General features: G+C 71.0%; 18 protein-coding genes. 14 read left to right on the forward strand and 4 right to left on the reverse strand.

Features of this window, described 5'->3' with window-relative positions; genetic code table 11:
* Positions 1-14 precede the first annotated feature (14 nt).
* Positions 15-512, reverse strand: a complete 498-nt coding sequence (locus QRO03_RS09490; protein WP_285137253.1) for a DUF2087 domain-containing protein — start codon at positions 510-512, stop codon at positions 15-17.
* 107 nt (positions 513-619) lie between these two features.
* On the opposite strand from QRO03_RS09490, the gene QRO03_RS09495 reads away from it, so the two are divergent.
* The 3 genes from QRO03_RS09495 (at position 620) to holA (ending at position 4845) form a co-directional block, all read left to right on the forward strand.
* Positions 620-1234, forward strand: a complete 615-nt coding sequence (locus QRO03_RS09495; RefSeq protein ID WP_285137254.1) for a ComEA family DNA-binding protein — start codon at positions 620-622, stop codon at positions 1232-1234.
* 53 nt (positions 1235-1287) lie between these two features.
* Complete coding sequence (locus QRO03_RS09500; protein WP_285137255.1) at positions 1288-3651, forward strand: ComEC/Rec2 family competence protein; 2364 nt, start codon at positions 1288-1290, stop codon at positions 3649-3651.
* 156 nt (positions 3652-3807) lie between these two features.
* Complete coding sequence (gene holA, locus QRO03_RS09505) at positions 3808-4845, forward strand: DNA polymerase III subunit delta (RefSeq protein ID WP_285137256.1); 1038 nt, start codon at positions 3808-3810, stop codon at positions 4843-4845.
* A gap of 42 nt (positions 4846-4887) precedes the next feature.
* Here the strand turns inward: holA and QRO03_RS09510 are convergent, their stop codons facing one another.
* The 3 genes from QRO03_RS09510 to QRO03_RS09520 all read right to left on the reverse strand — a co-directional run bounded on the left by QRO03_RS09510 (position 4888) and on the right by QRO03_RS09520 (position 6892).
* Positions 4888-5133, reverse strand: coding sequence for a hypothetical protein (locus tag QRO03_RS09510; protein ID WP_285137257.1), 246 nt, complete (start codon positions 5131-5133; stop codon positions 4888-4890).
* A gap of 657 nt (positions 5134-5790) precedes the next feature.
* Entirely contained in the window at positions 5791-6051 is a 261-nt protein-coding gene (gene rpsT, locus QRO03_RS09515) for a 30S ribosomal protein S20 (protein ID WP_183419814.1), read from the reverse strand.
* Positions 6052-6169: 118 nt separating this feature from the next.
* Positions 6170-6892 (reverse strand): alpha/beta fold hydrolase, encoded by a 723-nt coding sequence (locus tag QRO03_RS09520; RefSeq protein WP_285137258.1) that lies wholly within the window; start codon positions 6890-6892, stop codon positions 6170-6172.
* 211 nt (positions 6893-7103) lie between these two features.
* Here QRO03_RS09520 and lepA point away from each other — a divergent pair, with 211 nt between their 5' ends.
* From lepA to era, 11 genes are all read left to right on the forward strand, one after another.
* Positions 7104-8948, forward strand: coding sequence for a translation elongation factor 4 (gene lepA / locus QRO03_RS09525; RefSeq protein WP_285137259.1), 1845 nt, complete (start codon positions 7104-7106; stop codon positions 8946-8948).
* A gap of 25 nt (positions 8949-8973) precedes the next feature.
* A complete protein-coding gene (locus QRO03_RS09530) occupies positions 8974-9618 on the forward strand; it encodes a DUF1990 domain-containing protein (RefSeq protein WP_183419811.1) in 645 nt (214 codons plus the stop codon).
* Positions 9618-10835, forward strand: coding sequence for a radical SAM family heme chaperone HemW (gene hemW / locus QRO03_RS09535; RefSeq protein WP_285137260.1), 1218 nt, complete (start codon positions 9618-9620; stop codon positions 10833-10835). The genes QRO03_RS09530 and hemW overlap by 1 nt, the downstream gene beginning before the upstream one ends.
* A gap of 262 nt (positions 10836-11097) precedes the next feature.
* Positions 11098-12138 (forward strand): heat-inducible transcriptional repressor HrcA, encoded by a 1041-nt coding sequence (gene hrcA, locus QRO03_RS09540; RefSeq protein ID WP_285137261.1) that lies wholly within the window; start codon positions 11098-11100, stop codon positions 12136-12138.
* Positions 12139-12186: 48 nt separating this feature from the next.
* The gene (gene dnaJ, locus QRO03_RS09545; RefSeq protein ID WP_285137262.1) at positions 12187-13308 is read left to right on the forward strand and encodes a molecular chaperone DnaJ; all 1122 of its coding nucleotides are present in this window, start codon (positions 12187-12189) and stop codon (positions 13306-13308) included.
* 2 nt (positions 13309-13310) lie between these two features.
* Positions 13311-14045, forward strand: a complete 735-nt coding sequence (locus QRO03_RS09550) for a 16S rRNA (uracil(1498)-N(3))-methyltransferase (protein WP_285137263.1) — start codon at positions 13311-13313, stop codon at positions 14043-14045.
* Between the two features lie 76 nt (positions 14046-14121).
* The gene (locus tag QRO03_RS09555; protein ID WP_285137264.1) at positions 14122-14469 is read left to right on the forward strand and encodes an HIT domain-containing protein; all 348 of its coding nucleotides are present in this window, start codon (positions 14122-14124) and stop codon (positions 14467-14469) included.
* A gap of 49 nt (positions 14470-14518) precedes the next feature.
* Positions 14519-15544 carry a PhoH family protein gene (locus QRO03_RS09560; protein WP_243222340.1) on the forward strand — a complete coding sequence of 342 codons (1026 nt, stop codon included), beginning with the start codon at positions 14519-14521 and terminating at the stop codon, positions 15542-15544.
* A complete protein-coding gene (gene ybeY / locus QRO03_RS09565) occupies positions 15541-16008 on the forward strand; it encodes an rRNA maturation RNase YbeY (protein WP_183419804.1) in 468 nt (155 codons plus the stop codon). Before QRO03_RS09560 ends, ybeY begins: the two co-directional genes overlap by 4 nt.
* Positions 16005-17315 (forward strand): hemolysin family protein, encoded by a 1311-nt coding sequence (locus QRO03_RS09570; protein WP_285137265.1) that lies wholly within the window; start codon positions 16005-16007, stop codon positions 17313-17315. Before ybeY ends, QRO03_RS09570 begins: the two co-directional genes overlap by 4 nt.
* A complete protein-coding gene (era, locus tag QRO03_RS09575; protein ID WP_285137266.1) occupies positions 17312-18205 on the forward strand; it encodes a GTPase Era in 894 nt (297 codons plus the stop codon). Before QRO03_RS09570 ends, era begins: the two co-directional genes overlap by 4 nt.

The following is an 18205-nucleotide window of genomic DNA, read 5'->3' on the forward strand; positions in this document are numbered from 1 at the left end:
CGGTGTCTCACCGCTCAGGATGCCGAGCAGTACGCGCTCCCGTCGCGGGTGCGGACGAGGAATCCCGCGTCGACCAGGTAGCGCCGCATCGACACGGGGTCGCCGGTGATCTCGGCGAGCCAATCGGTGACCTCGGCCTCGGTGAGGGTCTCGTCCGGCCCCAGGATGCGGGTCGCGATGTGGGCCAGCACCTCGCGACGATCGGCAGCACGTGACGGGTAGGTCGGCAGGCGACCGTCGGTGAAGAAGCGCGCGACGCCGTCGGGCCGGACGGGCGTGGACGCCGCAGCGAGGGCGAGCCGGAAGACCTCCGACTCCGCACGCCAGCCGCCGTCGACGGGCGAGATGAGTCCCGCCACCTGCAGGCTGTCGAGGACCCGGCGGCGTTTCCCGGGCGAGAGCGTCGACAGGTGCTCGTCGACGGATCGCCCGAGCACGACGAGCGCGTAGATCTCGCGCGCACGGTCATCGGCGAGGGCGGCGACGAGGGGGCGCCAGGAATTCGCGGACATCCCCCCAGGCTATGACGGCTCCTCCCCGGCGGACGAGGTGCCGTGCCTGTACACGGATCGGCTTCGCGTCGCCACGGCGAGGGGGCGACGCTTCGTAGCGTCCTCGTGTGACCTCGACCTCCGATCCCGCACCGAGTGGGAAGCTGGCGCCGCGCACGCGCCTCGGCGTCGGCGCCGTCGTCGTGCTCGTGCTCCTGGCGTTCGCGGTCACGATCGGGATCGGCATGCTGCGCGGAGCGACCGGCACCGAGGTCGTGGAGCCGGTGTCGACCGCCTCCGCCTCCGCGGGGCTGCCCGCCGGGGCGGGTCTCTACGTCCACGTCGCCGGAGCCGTGCGCGAGGCGGGCCTGTACCGACTAGACGCCGGCGACCGGGTGGCCGACGCCATCGCCCGCGCGGGCGGCTTCGCCGATGATGCGGCGCGCGACGGGGTGAACCTCGCGCGTCCGGTCGCCGATGGCGAGCAGATCGTCGTACCGGTGGTGGGGGCCGAAGCCACGGCATCCGCCTCGGGCGGAGCGGCGGCGGACGGACTGGTCGATCTCAACACGGCCACACCCGAGCAGCTCGACACCCTCCCGCGCGTGGGCCCCGCGATGGCCGATCGCATCATCGAGTGGCGCGAGACGAACGGCCGGTTCACCAGCGTCGACGATCTGCAGTCGGTGCCGGGCATCGGCGAGAAGATGCTGGCCGCCCTCCGCGATCTGGTACGGGTGTGAGCGCGCGTCGCGCGCTCAGGCGCCGAGCACTACGCCCGGTGTCGGTCGCGGCGGTGACCTGGGCGTCCGCGGGGCTGTCCACCGCGATCCCGGATGCCGTCCTCCTCGCGGTCGGGCTCGGCCTCCTGTCGTGCATCGCCACCGCCGTCCTGGTGTGGCGTCGCCATCCCGTGGTGACCGTCGCCGCCGTCGCGCTCGCGTGCGCCGCCGCGACCGCGGGGACCGTGGCATCCCTCGCTCCCGTGCGATCGCAGGTCGCCGCGCTGGAAGCGGAGGGCGGTCGACACCTCGAGCTCGACGTGACGGTCACCGGGCGCATCGACGGATCGGCCGACGGGGGTGCCTGGTTCGACGCGGCCGCCTCGAGGGTGCGCGCGGGGAACGCGACCGTGGTCGGATCGATTCCGGCCCGCGTGCTCGTCGATCCAGGCGGGCGAGCGGCGCTGGCGCGGGCGAGCATGGGCAGCACGGTGTCGCTATCGGGGCGTGCGATCCCGGCCGGGACGGGGGAGCGTGCAGTGCTCGTCATCCGGGCCGGCGAGGTGATCTCGGCGACGGAGCCGACCGGTGTCTGGGCGGGGTTCGAGGGTCTCCGCGATGGACTCGTCGCGTCCACGCGGGGTCTGCCGCAGCCGGGTGCCGGTCTCGTCCCGGGCCTCGCGGTCGGCGACACCTCCAGCCTCGACCCGGCGACCGAGGCCGCCATGAACGCGTCCTCGCTCTCGCACCTGACCGCGGTCTCGGGCGCGAACTGCGCGATCGTGGTGGGCGCGGCCTTCGCGCTGTTCGCCCTGTGCGGCGCGCCCCGCGGCCTTCGCGTCGGTGGGGCGTTCGTCGTTCTCACCGCGTTCGTCGCTCTCGTCACTCCGGAGCCGAGTGTCGTCCGGGCGGCCGCCATGGCCTCGGTGGCGATGATCGCGGTGGCCCTGGGTCGCCCGGCCATCGGCGTTGCGGTGCTCTCCCTCGCCGTAACCGTGCTGCTCGTCGTCGACCCGTGGCTGGCGCGCTCCCTGGGCTTCGCGCTGTCCGCCGCGGCGACGGGCGCGCTGCTCATGCTCGCCCGTCCGCTCGCCGGGGGCCTCGAGCGATGGATGCCGAGAGCCCTCGCCCTCGTCGTCGCCGTGCCGACGTCGGCCCAGATCGTCTGCGGCCCGCTCATCGTGCTCATCGACCCGCATGTACCCCTGCTCGGTGTGGCAGCGAACCTCGTCGCCGATCCGGCCGCCGCCCCCGCCACCATCGCCGGAGCACTCGCCTGCATCGCGCCGTTCCCGTGGTTACGCGACGGGCTGACGGCCCTGGCCTGGGTCCCCGCGGCGTGGATCGCCGCCGTGGCGCACACGACGTCGTCGGTCGCCGCACAGAACCTGCCGTGGCCCGACGGGCCGGCAGGAGCGGTTCTCCTCGCTCTCGTGGGCGCGGCCGTCCATCTGGCGATCGTGCGCCCTCGACGTCTGCCCCGCCTCACGGGCGTCGCATCGGCGGCGATGGCCGTCGTCGTCGGTCTGGTTCTGGGGAGTACCGCCGTGCGCACGGTCGCCGGTCCCCTCACCGTGCCCTCGGCGTGGCAGGTCGCGATGTGCGACGTCGGGCAGGGCGACGCGACGATGTGGCGTTCCGGGGATGCGACCGCGCTGGTCGACACCGGTCCAGACCCGGCGGCGCTCACCCGCTGTCTGACGCAGTTCGGGATCGACCGGATCGACCTGCTCGTCCTCACCCACTTCGACCTCGACCACGTCGGAGGGTCACCGGCCGTGATCGGTCGGGCCGCCCTCGTCGTGCACGGCCCGGTCGACGGATATGCCGACCGACGACTGCTCGACCGCTTCGCGGCGGCGGGCGCGCAGCTCCAGCAGGCGACGACGGGCACCGCGGGGGCACTGGGCGGCACGCGGTGGCAGGCGCTCGGCCCGCCCCCGCGTGCCGAACCCGGCAACGACGCGAGCGTCGCGGTCGACGTCGCGGGCGCCGGCTTCCCGCGAACGGTGCTCCTCGGCGATCTCGGGGAGGAGTCGCAGGCGGCCCTGCGTCGGCGGGTGGACGTGCCCCGCGTGCAGATCGTCAAGGTCTCGCACCACGGAAGCGCGGATCAGGATGCCGACCTCTACCGGGACCTGCACCCGGCCGTAGGGCTGATCGGCGTGGGCGCCGACAACGGCTACGGCCACCCGACCGCCTCGCTCCTGTCGATGCTGGAGACGCTCGGAACCGCGATCGGGCGCACCGATCACGATGGAGCGCTGGCCGCCTGGCTCGATGCCGACGGTCGGCTGACCCTCTGGAGGGAGCATGCGGGGGAGCCCAGGGCGCCGGAGAGCCCGAGCCCGGCGCCGCGCGAGACGGCGAGGGCGGGCGCGGGTGCGGGTGGAAGCGTGCGGTGGATCCGAGGGGGATGGGCGCACGCCGACGGGTGAGCGGACCGGGACGGCTCGCCCCCGCCCCGGGCGACGTCCGGGATGGATGCGGTGATCCGGTTCGCCCCGGACCCGCACGTCGTCCGGGATCGACGGGATGGGGGCTCGAGCCGCCCACCGGGACGCAGTGTCGGAGCCGATCGGTAGTCTGGGTGAGTGACTCCGGCACCTCGACGCTCCGCCCCCGCGAAGGCGAAGTCGGCCATCCCTCAGGTGTCGTGGCGAGCCCCGCAACCGGCACCGATCGTGCTCATCTCGGGGCCGGAAGAAGTCTGCGCCGAGCGTGCGACCGCGGGCATCCGCTCGATGCTCAAGAGCGAAGACCCGAGCCTCGAGGTCACCGACATCCGCGCGGACGACTACGCAGCCGGCACCCTGCTCAGCGTCACCTCGCCCTCCCTGTTCGGTGAACCCCGGCTCGTGCGTGTGAGCGGGGTCGAGAAATGCAGTGACACCTTCCTCACCGAGGCGGTGTCGTACCTGGCCTTTCCCCAAGACGGCGCCACGGTCGTGCTGCGGCACACCGGCGCGAGCGTGCGCGGAAAGAAACTGCTCGACGGCATCCGGTCGGGTCAGGGTGGCGGTATCGAGATCGCCTGTCCTGCCGTCAAGCGCGACTCCGATCGCTTCGACTTCGCCGTCGGCGAGTTCAAGGCGGCGCAGAAGCGCATCGCGCCGGTCGCCCTGCGCTCCCTCGTGTCCGCGTTCGCCGACGACCTCACCGAGTTGGCGGCCGCCTGCCAGCAGTTGATCGCCGACGTCCCCGGCGACATCGACGAACGGACCGTCGAGCGCTACTACGGCGGACGCGTCGAGACCTCGGCGTTCACCGTCGCCGACACCGCCATCGCCGGCCAGTACGGCCCCGCGCTTCTCGCGCTCCGCCACGCGCTGACATCCGGGGCCGATCCCGTGCCCCTCGTCGCCGCGGTCGCCATGAAGCTGCGGACGATGGCACGGGTCGCCGGCACCCGCGAGTCGTCGTCGATGCTCGCGCAACGGCTCGGCATGAAGGACTGGCAGGTCGACCGCGCCCGTCGCGACCTGGTCGGCTGGACGGGCGGCACGCTCGGCATGGCCATCCACGCCACCGCCCGCGCCGACGCCGAGGTGAAGGGCGCCTCGCGCGACTCGGTCTTCGCCCTCGAGCGGATGATCACGATCATCGCCACGCGCGCGCCCTACGGCGACTGAGCCCTCCGCCACGCACCGCGGGGTTCGCTCAGCGGCATCCGCTCAGCGGCGGATGAGATGCCGCGCAAGGAACGTCGCCGCCATCAGGGTGAGTCGGGGCTCCGCCCGGCGAAGGTCGCGGACGACGACGACCTCTCCATGATCGGGTGAGGCGACGACGGCCGCCCATCGCAGTGCCGCTTCCGGGGGCTGCCCTCCCGCGGGCACCTCACCGCCGAACAACTCCGCGAGCCGCTGTCGCGGGTCCTCTCGGTCGCCGAAGAACTTCGCCGCACGTTCGCTCTGCATGTCGTACCTCCTGGCATCCACGCGAGAAAGGGGGGCCCGAGCCCGCATCCTCCGCAGGGACGAGTTCGCGCGACGCGCGATGCAGCGCCGGACCCCTCGTCGGCGCGGCTCGTCGCGATCAGCACGAGCCGAAACCACCGACGGGCGCCGTCCCACCGGGTGACGGCTGGAGGAGATTCGGGGAGGGGAGGACCGAATCGCGCTCATCCGTCCTCCGCTCGCCGCATCCCCTCCGCTCCGCACGCGGGCGACGGCCGTGCGACGGGTGGCCGGGGTCGGCGCGTCGGGCACCGGCGGGCTTACGGGAGCCGGGCTCGGCGCCTCGGGACCCGAAACCGGAGACAAAGACGTGGGGAGCGGAGGAGATTCGGGGAGGGGAGGACCGAATCGCGCTTATCCGTCCTCCGCTCGCCGCATCCCCTCCGCTCCGCACCATCCGGACCTGCGCTCACGGCGCGGCCCGCACAGACTCGGCCGCCATCGCTGCCGGCCGCACACGCACCGCGCGCCTCGCGGCACGCGCCCCGCCCCGCCCCCGCGACACGCTCCACTACGCCCCGCCCCGTGAAGCGCGCCCTGCCGCCGCATCGCTCACCGCACCCCGGAAACGACGAAGCCCGCCCCGCAGAAGCGGGACGGGCTGTCGAAGAAGTGCGCTCAGAGAGCGGCGACCGACTTCGCGATGGCCGACTTGCGGTTCGCGGCCTGGTTCGAGTGGATGACACCCTTGCTCACGGCCTTGTCGAGCTTCTTGGTCGCGACGACGAGGGCCTTCTGGGCGGCTTCCTTGTCGCCGGCCAGCACGGCCTCCTTGGTGCGACGCACGTGCGTCTTCAGCTCGCTCTTGACGGCCTTGTTGCGCTCGCGCGCCTTCTCGTTGGTCTTGTTGCGCTTGATCTGCGACTTGATATTCGCCACGTCGACGGTCTTTCGTGTAGGTGAGTGTTGGATGTGCCGGGCGAGCGGTAGAGGGACGCCGCACCGGCGGTCGTGGAGGTCGGGAAAAACCCCACACGCAAGCCAAGGACCGAGTCTATCAGCTGGACGCCTCCACCGTGGTGAGCGCCACGTCCAGCACGGCGTTGAAGACGCGGGGGCGCATCGCCGTGACGATGTGCGTCGTCCGCGGTACGACGATGAGCTCGGCGTGCGGGGCCAGCGTCGTGAACAGCTTCTCGTTGAGTCGTAACTGATCCCACTGCCCGTTGACGAACCACAGCGGAACGTCGATGCGGCGCAGGGATGCCATGAGGTCGAGGTTCGTGAGCGATGCGAGGGCGGAGTCCTGCGCCTCGAAGGCGTATCCGCCCGCGCCGAAGTCGGGTCGCGTCTCGGGCGGCAGAGTGAGGTCGAGCACGCGATTCGTGAAGCCCAATCCGCGGTCGGGGAGGCCGTCGGCCCGTCGGATGAGGAAGCGGTACGTCGCAAGCCCCGGTCCGCGGGGGAGCGAGGTGCACGACGCCGCCACGAGGGCGGCGACCGGCGGCGGATCTTCGCGACCGACGTACTCCATCGACAGCAACCCGCCCATGGAGTGCCCCACGAGGACCACGGGGCCGCGGGCCGCGGCATCCTGGACCGCCCGATCGATCGTGGCGAACGCCTCCTCGAGCGTGAACGGTTCGCCACGCCGGGTGCCGTGCCCGGGGAGGTCGACGGCGATCATCCCGTTGCCCCGCTGCCGCAGGTGAGCTGCCTGCGCCCGCCACATGGTGGACGACGTACGGATGCCGTGCACGAACACGACCTGGACCGTCATGGCATCCACTGTAGGAGGGCGCGCCGCGGCGGACCTGTGAGCGCGGGCGTCGGGGTCGCACGAACGCGACGACCTCACGCGAAGCGACTCCGGAGGTGCGCGCGTGGGGCGGCGAGCTCGGGCTGCCTGCGCCGACGACGAGGGTCGGATGCCGGGGCCCCGAGGGTTCGCGGACGGCGATGTCGGCGCGCCACCGTAGAATCGACGGAACATGTCACCGCGCGCCCTGAAGCCCCTCGAGCCGTCTGCCACCCCGCCGGAGCAGATCCGCAACTTCTGCATCATCGCCCACATCGACCACGGCAAGTCGACGCTGGCCGACCGCATGCTGCAGATCACCGGCGTCGTCAGCGACCGCGACATGCGCGCGCAGTACCTCGACCGCATGGACATCGAGCGCGAACGCGGCATCACGATCAAGTCGCAGGCGGTGCGGATGCCGTGGTCCACCACCGACGGCACGTTCGCGCTGAACATGATCGACACGCCCGGCCACGTCGACTTCACCTACGAGGTCAGTCGCTCGCTGGCCGCGTGCGAGGGTGCGATCCTGCTGGTCGACGCAGCTCAAGGCATCGAAGCCCAGACGCTCGCCAACCTCTACCTGGCGCTCGAGAACGACCTGCAGATCATCCCGGTGCTGAACAAGATCGACCTGCCGGCGGCCGACCCCGAGAAATACGCGGCCGAGCTCGCGGGCCTCATCGGGGGAAACCCCGAAGACGTGCTGCGCGTGAGCGGTAAGACCGGCATGGGCGTCGAAGAGCTGCTCGACCTGATCGTCGAGAAGATCCCCGCCCCGGTCGGCAAGCCCGACGCGCCGGCGCGCGCGATGATCTTCGACTCGGTCTACGACGCGTACCGCGGTGTGGTCACCTACGTCCGCATGATCGACGGGTCGCTGCAGCCGCGCGAACGCATCCAGATGATGTCGACCACCGCGACCCACGAACTGCTCGAGATCGGTGTCTCCAGCCCCGAGCCGGTGCCCACGCGGGGTCTCGGCGTCGGCGAGGTGGGCTACCTCATCACCGGTGTGAAAGACGTGCGCCAGTCGAAGGTCGGCGACACCATCACGACCCACCGCAAGCCCGCCACCGAGGCTTTGCCCGGATACACCGACCCGAAGCCCATGGTCTTCTCGGGCATCTATCCGATCGACGGCAGCGACTACGCCGAGCTGCGCGAGGCGCTCGACAAGCTCAAGCTGTCCGACGCGTCGCTGCAGTACGAGCCCGAGACCTCCGTCGCTCTCGGCTTCGGCTTCCGCGCGGGCTTCCTCGGTCTGCTGCACCTCGAGATCATCACCGAGCGCCTCTCGCGCGAGTTCGGGCTCGACCTCATCACGACGGCGCCGTCGGTGACCTACGAGGTCACGACCGACACCGGCGACACCGTCTCGGTCACCAACCCCAGCGAGTACCCCGACGGGCGCGTCGCCTCGGTGTCGGAGCCGATCGTGAAGGTCGGCATCCTGTTGCCCAAGGACTACGTCGGCACGGTCATGGAACTCTGCCAGACGCGCCGAGGCACCCTGCTCGGCATGGAGTACCTCAGCGAAGACCGGGTCGAGCTGCGATACCACATGCCCCTCGGCGAGATCGTGTTCGACTTCTTCGACCACCTCAAGTCGCGCACGCAGGGATACGCGAGCCTCGACTACGAACCGGCCGGCCAGCAGACCGCCGACCTCGTCAAGGTCGACATCCTGCTGCAGGGCGAGAAGGTCGACGCCTTCAGCTCGATCGTGCACCGCGAGAAGGCGTACGCGTACGGCACGCTCATGGCCGAGCGCCTGCGCAAGCTCATCCCGCGCCAGCAGTTCGAGGTGCCGATCCAGGCCGCCATCGGCGCCCGCATCATCGCGCGCGAAACCATCCGCGCCATCCGCAAGGACGTTCTCGCCAAGTGCTACGGCGGTGACATCACCCGCAAGCGCAAGCTCCTCGAGAAGCAGAAAGAGGGCAAGAAGCGCATGAAGATGGTGGGTCGCGTCGAGGTGCCGCAGGAGGCGTTCATCGCCGCGCTGTCGGGCGACGTCGAGGCCAAGAAGTAACGCACCCAACCGAGAGGGGTGGATCATGCGACGGCAGAATTTCACCGACGACACGGTCGACTACGCGGCGGTCGGCGCCACCCAGGCGCCCGACCTGATGCAGTACCCGCCGGAGCACTCCGTGCCCGCAGAAGATGCCTGGCGCATCGGCAGCGGTGAGGAGCGTTTCGTCGCGGCAGGCGAGCTGCTGCTGTCGTGGGCCCCGCTGCGCGGCGAAGAGCTCAGCATCACCGACGTACGCCCGGCATCCGGAGAAGGCTACGCCGGAGTCGGGTTCGACGCCGAGGGTGCCCCGGTCGCCCCCAGCCGCCTCGAAGCCGAGCAGCGCTTCGCCGCCGACGGCACGCCGTTCGTCAGCCCCGGCACGGGTGTGCACCTGCACGGCAAGGTCGACGGTCACCGCGCCGATGCCGAGCTGCGCGTCATCTCGGTGTTCGAGGAGCCCCGCCGTGTCGGGTTCATCCTCGGCACCGTGGGTCACTCGATCGTCAGCGGCGAGGAACTCTTCTCGCTCGAATGGCGCGACAACGACGAGGTCTGGTTCGTCGTGCGCGCGTTCGATCGTCCGACAGCGCCCACCTACCGTCTCTTCACCAGCCGCGTGCGCCGCCGCCGCAAGGCGCTGTTCGCCCGGTACCTGCGCGCGATCTCGCCGCTGTACACGTCCTGATGGGCGGGCCCTTACCCCTCGGAGACCCTGCTCCCACCGACGGCCGCCTCCCCGACGACCTGGCCGTCGACCCCACTGCCGACTTCGGCGTGTACCTCCACGTGCCCTTCTGCCGGGTGCGTTGCGGCTATTGCGACTTCAACACCTACACCGCGAGCGAACTGCGCGGCGCGCGGCAAGACGACTTCGCCGACACCCTCGCCGCAGAGGTACGTCTGGCGGGTCGGGTGATGGATGCCGCGGGCGGTCGCCGCGCGGCATCCACCGTGTTCTTCGGGGGCGGCACGCCCACTCTCCTCCCGCCCGGCGAGCTGGCGAGGATGTTGGATGCCGTGCGCACCGAGTTCGGCATCGCCGACGGCGCCGAGGTGACCGTCGAGGCCAATCCCGACACCGTCGACGACGCCGTGATGCACTCGCTCGCGTCGGCGGGGATCACCCGCGTGTCGATCGGCATGCAGTCCGCCCGGCCGCACGTCCTGGCCGCGCTCGACCGCACCCACGACCCGGCAAACGTGGCCACGGCGGTCGCGGCGGCGCGACGGGCCGGACTCGACGTCTCGGTCGACCTCATCTACGGCGCGCCGGGGGAGTCGCTCGACGACTGGCGTGCGTCGCTCGACGCCGCCACCGCGCTCGAGCCCGACCACATCTCGGCGTACGCGCTGATCGTCGAGGACGGCACCAAGCTCGCCCGGCAGATCCGCTCGGGCGTCGTGGAGGAGCCCTCCGACGACCTGCAGGCCGACATGTACGAGCTGGCCGACGAGCTGCTCGCGGCCGCCGGGTACGACTGGTACGAGGTGTCGAACTGGTCGCGGGGCGTGGCGCACCGGTCGCGTCACAACCTCGCCTATTGGCAGGGCACCGACTGGTGGGGTTTCGGACCCGGAGCCCACAGCCATGTCGCCGGCCTCCGCTGGTGGAACGTGAAGCACCCCGCCGCCTACGCGCAGCGTCTGGCTGCTGAGGAGTCGCCGGCCGCGGCGCGCGAACGCCCCGACGAGACCGCCCGCCGGCTCGAGTCCGTGCTGTTGCGCAGCCGCATCCGCGAGGGCCTGGCGGTGTCGGAGCTGCTCGGCGAAGGGCGCAAGGCCGTGGCATCCCTCATCGCCGACGGTCTCGTGGAGGGCGCGGATGCCGTGCGCGGACGCATCGTACTCACCCGCCGCGGACGTCTGCTCGCGGATGCCGTGGTGCGGGCGCTCACCGCCTGACATCCCCTTGCGCGATCCGGAGTCCCTGCCGCGCGTCGGGGAAAGGGCGCGAAACGCGATCCGGCGGCGGAAACGCCTCGTCGTGGCGTTCCCCGCACACCGACGCGTTCCGCGCGGGGGAGGACACGAGCATCACCGCCGGCAGCGACGCCGATGCCGGCCCGACCGGAAGACGGCATCCGCGAGGCCCCGACACGGGGTCGTGCCGATCCCGTAGAATTGGCACTCAATCGAGTCGAGTGCCAAACGGGAGGAGCTGCGCATGGTGTCGGAACGCGGCCTTCAGGTGCTCCGCGCGATCGTGCAGGACTACGTCGACACCCGCGAGCCCGTCGGGAGCAAGGCGATCGTCGACCGCCACGCGTTCGGGGTGTCGGCGGCGACGATCCGCAACGACATGGCCCTGCTCGAAGACGAGGAACTCATCGTCGCGCCGCACACCTCGTCGGGGCGCGTGCCCACTGACAAGGGCTACCGCGTGTTCGTCGACCACCTCGCCGAGCTGCGTCCGCTCTCGAGCGCGCAGCGCAGCGCCATCACGTCCTTCCTCGATCAGGCGGGCGATCTCGACGACCTGCTCGCCCGCACCGTGCGCGCCCTCACGCAACTGACGGGCCAGGTCGCCATCGTGCAGTACCCGTCGTTCGCGCGCGCGAACGTGTCGCACGTCGAGCTCGTCGCTCTCGGCGGCCCCCGGGTGCTCGTCATCCTCGTCACCGACACCGGCCGGGTCTCCCAACGCATCGCGCTCGTGCCGGCCGAGCCGACCGAGGCCGACATCGTCCAGCTCCGTGCCCGGGTGGGCGCCGTGCTCGTGGGCCGCAGCGTCGCCGAGTGCGTGCAACGCGTCGGTGACGCGACGGCCGACGCACCGCGGCCGGGTGTGGTGATCGAGGCCATCGCCGACGCCGTGCTGCGAGTCGTCGGAGAAGAGCTCGAGGAGTTCCGCCAGGATCGCCTCGTCATGGCCGGTGCCGCCACCCTCGCCAAGCGCGAGCAGGACTTCCGCGGCAGCATCTACCCCCTGCTCGAGGCCATCGAAGAGCAGGTCACCCTGCTGCGACTCATGACCGAGATGGTGGCCGACGAGAAGGGGCTGTCTGCGAGCATCGGTCGCGAGAACGAACCGTTCGGCCTCGTCGAGGCCTCGGTGCTCGCGAGCCGCTACGACGGCTCCACCGGCGGCGCCCGCGTCGGCCTCCTCGGCCCGATGCGCATGGACTACTCGTCGAACCTGGCTGCGGTCCGCGCCGTCGCCCACTATCTGACCCGCATGCTCGAAGACGACGACAGCGCACGCTGACGAGCATCACACCCGAACGACCCCGCGAGAGCGGGCAGGAAGGCGACTGTGGCTGACCACTACGAGGTCCTGGGCGTCGAACGCGACGCCAGCCCGGAAGACATCAAGAAGGCGTACCGACGTCTCGCGCGCCAGCTTCACCCCGATGTGAACCCCGGCGACGACGCGTCGGAGCGCTTCAAGCTCGTGACCCACGCCTACGACGTGCTCAGCGACCCCGAGCAACGGCGCCGGTACGACATGGGCGGCGACCAGAGCCCGTTCGGTGGCGGGGGAGCAGCCGGCTTCGGCGGGTTCAGCGACATCTTCGAGACCTTCTTCGGCGGCGGTCAGGGCGGTGGGGGCCGAGGTCCCCGCCCGCGCTCGCGCCGTGAGCGCGGTCAGGACGCCCTCGTGCGCGTGAGCCTCGAGCTCGGCGATGTCGTGTTCGGCGCCCACCGCGACCTCGAGGTCGACACGGCCGTGCTGTGCGAGACCTGTCAGGGCTCGTGCACCCAGCCGGGCACGAGCGAGGTCACCTGCGACATCTGCCACGGCTCCGGCCACGTGCAGCGCACCGTCCGCAGCCTCCTCGGAAACGTCGTCACCAGCGCTCCCTGCACCGTGTGCCAGGGGCACGGCACGACCATCCCGTACCCCTGCGGCACCTGTCAGGGTCAGGGGCGCGTGCGCGCGCGCCGCACCGTGTCGGTCGACATCCCCGCCGGCGTGGAGTCGGGTCTGCGCCTGCAGCTTCCCGGTTCCGGCGAGGTGGGTCCCGCGGGCGGTCCCAACGGCGACCTGTACCTCGAGATCACGGTCGAGGCGCACGAGGCCTTCAGCCGTGACGGCGACGACCTCGTCGCCACCCTCGAGGTCTCGATGCCGGATGCCATCCTCGGCGCCACCACGACGATCCAGTCGCTCGACGGCGACGTCGACCTCGAGGTGCGCGCGGGCGTGCAGTCCGGCGACGTCCTCACGATCAAGGGCCGCGGCATCACGCCGCTGCGTGGGAGCCAGCGCGGTGACCTCAAGGTCGGCGTACACGTCGTGACCCCCACGCGCCTCGACCACCGCGAACGTGCCCTCATCGAGGAGTTCGCCAAGCGCACCAAGGCACCCAAGCCCCGGCTCGCCGAGCACCAGCAGGGCATGTTCAGCAAGTTCCGCGACCGCTTCCGGCACTGACCGTGGCGCTGCACTTCGTCACCGACGAGGCGGCATCCGCTCAGCCGGGCGATGCCGTCACGCTCACCGGAGCAGAAGCGCACCACGCCGCGGCCGTCCGCCGCGTGCGGGTCGATGAGGCGGTGACGCTGGGCGACGGGCGCGGGGCGTGGCTCGAGGGCCTCGTCACCGCGGCGACGCCGAAGCAGGTCGAGGTGCGGGTGACCGGGCGGGAAGACCGTCCGGCGGCGACCCCGCGCTTCGTCCTCGTCCAGGCGCTCGCCAAGGGCGACCGCGACGAGCTCGCCGTGCAGGCCGCGACCGAACTCGGTGTCGATGCGATCGTGCCGTGGCAGGCCGCGCGCAGCGTCTCGCGGTGGGATGCCAAGGCCGAGAAGGGCATCGCACGCTGGCAGACCATCGCGCGCGAGGCGGCGAAGCAAGCCCACCGCGCCTGGATTCCCGAGGTGCAGCGGGTCGCCCGCACGGCCGATCTCGTCGCCCTCGCGGGCGCCGCGCTCGTCCTGGTGCTCGAGCCATCGGCATCCGATCGCCTCACCGCCGTCGCGGGTGAGGCGACGGACGGGCGCGACGTGGTGCTCGTGGTCGGTCCCGAAGGGGGCATCGCGCCGGAGGAGCTGTCCGCACTGGCCGACGCCGGTGCGAGGATCGTGCGCCTCGGCGACACGGTGCTGCGCACCTCGACCGCGGGTGCGGCGGCGATCTCGGTGCTCTCGGCGGCGCACGGGCGCTGGTGACATCCGTCACGGGCGATCGCATCCCCGTGCGTCCCACCAGGCCGGGGTGTCGGAGGCCGTCACTAGACTGGATGCCATGAGCGAACCGTCGATCTTCACGCGCATCCTGCGGGGCGAGATCCCCGCCGAGATCGTGGCGGAGACCGAGAACGCCTTCGCGATCCGCGACATCGCGCCGCAGGCGCCCGTGCACCTGCTGGTGATCCCCAAGACGCAGCAGTACCGCAACGTCGTCGAACTCGCCGCGGGCGACCCCGATCTGCTGACCGAGGTCGTCGGTCTCGCGAATTCCGTCGCCGCGGAGCACTCCGACGGCGACTTCCGACTCATCTTCAACACCGGCGAGGGTGCCGGTCAGACTGTCTTCCACGTGCACGCCCACGTCCTCGCGGGCGGCCTGAACGAAAAGAGCCTGGGTGGCTGATTCCCCCGAACAGAACGTCTCCGACCGCATCGAGGTCGACGGCGTGGCGATGGTGCAATTGCTCGGCCCGCAGGATCGCCTCCTGCGCGTCGTCGAAAAGGAGCACCCCGACGTCGACGTGCACGTACGGGGCAACGAGATCACGCTCTCGGGCGCACCCGACGCGGTGCGCGCAGCGCGTGGGCTGGTCGACGAGTTGCTCTCGATGACCCGCTCGGGCCAGGGTCTCGATCCGTCCGACGTGTCGAGCTCGAACCGCATGCTGCGCTCCGACGGGGGCCCGCGGCCCTCCGAGGTCATGGGCGAGGCGATCCTGTCGTCGCGCGGCAAGGTCATCCGTCCCAAGACCGCGGGCCAGAAAGAGTACGTCGACGCGATCGACGAGAACACCATCGTCTTCGGCATCGGGCCCGCCGGTACCGGCAAGACGTACCTCGCGATGGCCAAGGCCGTGCAGGCGCTGCAGCGCAAAGAGGTCAACCGCATCATCCTGACGCGCCCCGCCGTCGAGGCGGGGGAGCGCCTCGGGTTCCTGCCGGGCACCCTGACCGACAAGATCGATCCGTACCTGCGCCCGCTCTACGACGCGCTCAACGAGATGATGGACCCCGACATCGTCCCGAAGCTCATGGCCACCGGCACCATCGAGGTCGCCCCGCTGGCCTACATGCGCGGGCGCACGCTGAACGACTCGTTCGTCGTGCTCGACGAGGCGCAGAACACCACCCCCGAGCAGATGAAGATGTTCCTCACGCGTCTCGGTTTCGGTACGCGCATGGTCGTCACCGGCGACATCACCCAGGTCGACCTGCCCCAGGGCGCCTCGGGACTCCGGCTCGTCACCCGCGTGCTCGACGACATCGACGACATCCACTTCTCGCGCCTCACCAGCGCCGACGTCGTGCGCCACAACCTGGTCGGCCGCATCGTCGACGCCTACAGCGAGTACGACGAGAAGCGCCTCGCGGCCCGTCGTGAGCGCGACGAGGCCAGTGAGTTCGCCACCCGTGCGGAGCGACGCGGCCAGAGCGCCGCCGGTCCCCGCGATCACCTCCCGAGACGAAACCGCTCATGACGATCGAGATCAACAACGAGTCAGACCACCAGGTCGACGAGCAGGTGCTGCTGCGCCTGATGGAGTACAACCTGGCCGAGCTGCACGTCAGTGCCGACGCCGACGTGGCGATCGTGCTCGTCGACGAGGGCGCCATGGAATCCCTGCACGTGCAGTGGATGGACGAGCCGGGTCCCACCGACGTGTTGAGCTTCCCGATGGACGAGCTGCGCCCCGGATCCGAAGACGCGCCGACCCCCGCGGGTCTCCTCGGCGATATCGTCCTGTGCCCGGCGGTCGCCGAGACCCAGGCGGTCGCGGCCAAGCACTCCACGCAAGACGAGCTCATCCTCCTCACCACGCACGGCCTGCTGCACCTCCTCGGGTTCGACCACGCCGAACCCGACGAGGAGCGCGAGATGTTCGGACTGCAGCGCGAGCTCATCACCGGTTTCCAGGCCGTCGAGCGCCACCGCCGCGCATGACCGAGGCGCTCCTCCTCGTCGCCGCCTTCCTGCTCGTCGCCTTCGGCGGCTTGATGGCGGCGTTCGAGGCGGCCCTGGGGGTGACCTCCCGCACCGACCTGCTCGAGCTCGGCGTCTCCGGGCGCAACGCGCGGGCGCTGCGGCGCATCGCCGATGACACCAGCGCCCACGTCACGGCGGTGTCGTTCATCCGTGTGCTCGCCGAGACGACCGCGGCGGTGCTCGTGGCCGCCGCCTTCATGCTGATGTTCGACGACATCTGGCTCGCCGTCCTCGCCGCCGCCGTGCTGATGACCGGCATCTCGTTCGTGGCCGTCGGTGCGAGCCCCCGGTCGGTCGGCCGTCAGCACGCGCGCGGGCTGCTGACCGGCGGCGCTCCCGTCGTCCGGGGCATGCGCATCCTGCTCGGACCGCTCGCGCACGGCCTGGTGGCTGTCGGAAACCGCGTCACGCCCGGCATCTCGCACTCGACGTCGTTCGCGTCGGAGGAGCAGCTGCTCAGCATCATCGACGAGGCGGCCGAGAACGAGCTCATCGAGGAGGACGACCGGGAGCTCATCCACTCCGTCTTCGACTTCACCGACCGCTACGTGCGCGAGGTGATGGTCCCGCGCACCGACATGGTCAGCGTGGATGCCGCGGCCACCTCGCGCGAGGCGCTGTCGCTCTTCCTCGAGAAGGGCGTCTCGCGCGTGCCGCTGGCCGACGACGAGGCCGACGACATCGTCGGCATGCTCTACCTGAAAGACCTGGTGCAGTACGGGTTCCGCGACGAGGCCGGTTGGCGCGATGCGCCCATCCGCCGCATCGCCCGGCCCGCGGTGTTCGTCCCCGAATCGATGAAGGCCGAGACCCTGCTGCAGCAGATGAAGAAAGATGCCGTACACGTGTGCCTCGTCGTAGACGAGTACGGCGGCGTCGCGGGCCTGGTCACGATGGAGGACCTCATCGAGGAGCTCGTCGGCGAGATCGCCGACGAGTACGACGCCCCCTCCACCGAGGTGGTCGAGCTCGGCGACGGTCGCTACCGCGTCAACGCCCGGCTCGGGCTCGACGAAGTGGGCGACCTCTTCGGCCTCGAACTCGACGACGACGACGTCGACTCGGTCGGCGGGTTGCTGGGCAAGGCCCTCGGTCGCATCCCGCAGCCGGGCGCGACCGCCGAGCACTCCGGTCTCGTCCTCACCGGCGGCGCGTCACGCGGCCGCAATCGGGGAATCGCCACGGTCATCGTGGAGCGCGCCGAGACCCCCACAGACGAAGACGCCGAGGCCGACGCCTCCGCGCGCGAGAGGAACGACAGATGAGCGACACCCGATCCGGTTTCGTGACCTTCGTGGGCCGGCCCAATGTCGGCAAGTCCACGCTGACCAACGCCCTCGTCGGCGAGAAGGTCGCCATCACGAGCGAGAAGCCGCAGACCACGCGTCGCGCCATCCGCGGCATCGTGAACCGCCCCGGCGGCCAGCTGGTGGTCGTCGACACCCCCGGCATCCATCGCCCTCGCACCCTGCTCGGGCAGCGCCTCAACGATCTCGTGGAGCAGGTGCTGGGAGACGTCGACGTGATCGCGTTCTGCGCCCCCGCGACCGAGAAGGTCGGTCCCGGTGACCGCCGCATCGCGGAGTCGCTTTCGGGCTACCCCCGGGCGAAGAAGGTCGCGCTGGTGACCAAGACCGACGCCGCCTCGCGCGATCAGATCACCGAGCGGCTCCTCGAGGTCGATGCGCTGCGCGAGGACTGGGATGCCGTCATCCCGCTGTCGGCCGTCACGAACGACCAGCTCGACGTGCTGTGCGACGAGCTGCTGGCGCTCATGCCCGCCGGTCCCGCGCTGTACGCCGACGGCGTGGTCACCGATGAGACGCTCGAGGATCGCATCGCCGAGATCATCCGCGAGGCGGCCCTCCACGGTGTGCGCGACGAACTCCCGCACTCGATCGCGGTGACCATCGACGACGTCGCCCCGCGCGAAGACAGCGACCTGACCGACGTGTGGGCGAACATCGTCGTCGAGCGCGACAGCCAGAAGGCGATCATCATCGGCCGCAAGGGCTCGCGCCTCGCCGACGTCGGCGCCCGTGCGCGTGCCGGCATCGAACCCCTCGTGGGGGGGCGGGTCTACCTCTCGCTGCACGTCCGCGTGGCCAAGGAATGGCAGCGCGACCCGAAGCAGCTCGGACGCCTCGGCTTCTGA

The organism is Microbacterium sp. lyk4-40-TSB-66 (genome assembly GCF_030209475.1).
In the GTDB taxonomy this organism is placed as follows: Bacteria; Actinomycetota; Actinomycetes; order Actinomycetales; family Microbacteriaceae; genus Microbacterium.

What these genes read in the sequence shown, in the direction of transcription:
- hrcA (WP_285137261.1), top strand. Translation starts at nt 11,098, where the DNA reads ATGGTGTCGGAACGCGGCCTTCAGGTGCTCCGCGCGATCGTGCAGGAC.
- QRO03_RS09560 (WP_243222340.1), top strand. Translation starts at nt 14,519, where the DNA reads ATGGTGCAATTGCTCGGCCCGCAGGATCGCCTCCTGCGCGTCGTCGAA.
- era (WP_285137266.1), top strand. Translation starts at nt 17,312, where the DNA reads ATGAGCGACACCCGATCCGGTTTCGTGACCTTCGTGGGCCGGCCCAAT.
- QRO03_RS09530 (WP_183419811.1), top strand. Translation starts at nt 8,974, where the DNA reads ATGCGACGGCAGAATTTCACCGACGACACGGTCGACTACGCGGCGGTC.
- hemW (WP_285137260.1), top strand. Translation starts at nt 9,618, where the DNA reads ATGGGCGGGCCCTTACCCCTCGGAGACCCTGCTCCCACCGACGGCCGC.
- lepA (WP_285137259.1), top strand. Translation starts at nt 7,104, where the DNA reads ATGTCACCGCGCGCCCTGAAGCCCCTCGAGCCGTCTGCCACCCCGCCG.
- QRO03_RS09570 (WP_285137265.1), top strand. Translation starts at nt 16,005, where the DNA reads ATGACCGAGGCGCTCCTCCTCGTCGCCGCCTTCCTGCTCGTCGCCTTC.
- QRO03_RS09490 (WP_285137253.1), bottom strand. Translation starts at nt 512, where the DNA reads ATGTCCGCGAATTCCTGGCGCCCCCTCGTCGCCGCCCTCGCCGATGAC.
- QRO03_RS09510 (WP_285137257.1), bottom strand. Translation starts at nt 5,133, where the DNA reads ATGCAGAGCGAACGTGCGGCGAAGTTCTTCGGCGACCGAGAGGACCCG.
- QRO03_RS09555 (WP_285137264.1), top strand. Translation starts at nt 14,122, where the DNA reads ATGAGCGAACCGTCGATCTTCACGCGCATCCTGCGGGGCGAGATCCCC.
- ybeY (WP_183419804.1), top strand. Translation starts at nt 15,541, where the DNA reads ATGACGATCGAGATCAACAACGAGTCAGACCACCAGGTCGACGAGCAG.
- QRO03_RS09520 (WP_285137258.1), bottom strand. Translation starts at nt 6,892, where the DNA reads ATGACGGTCCAGGTCGTGTTCGTGCACGGCATCCGTACGTCGTCCACC.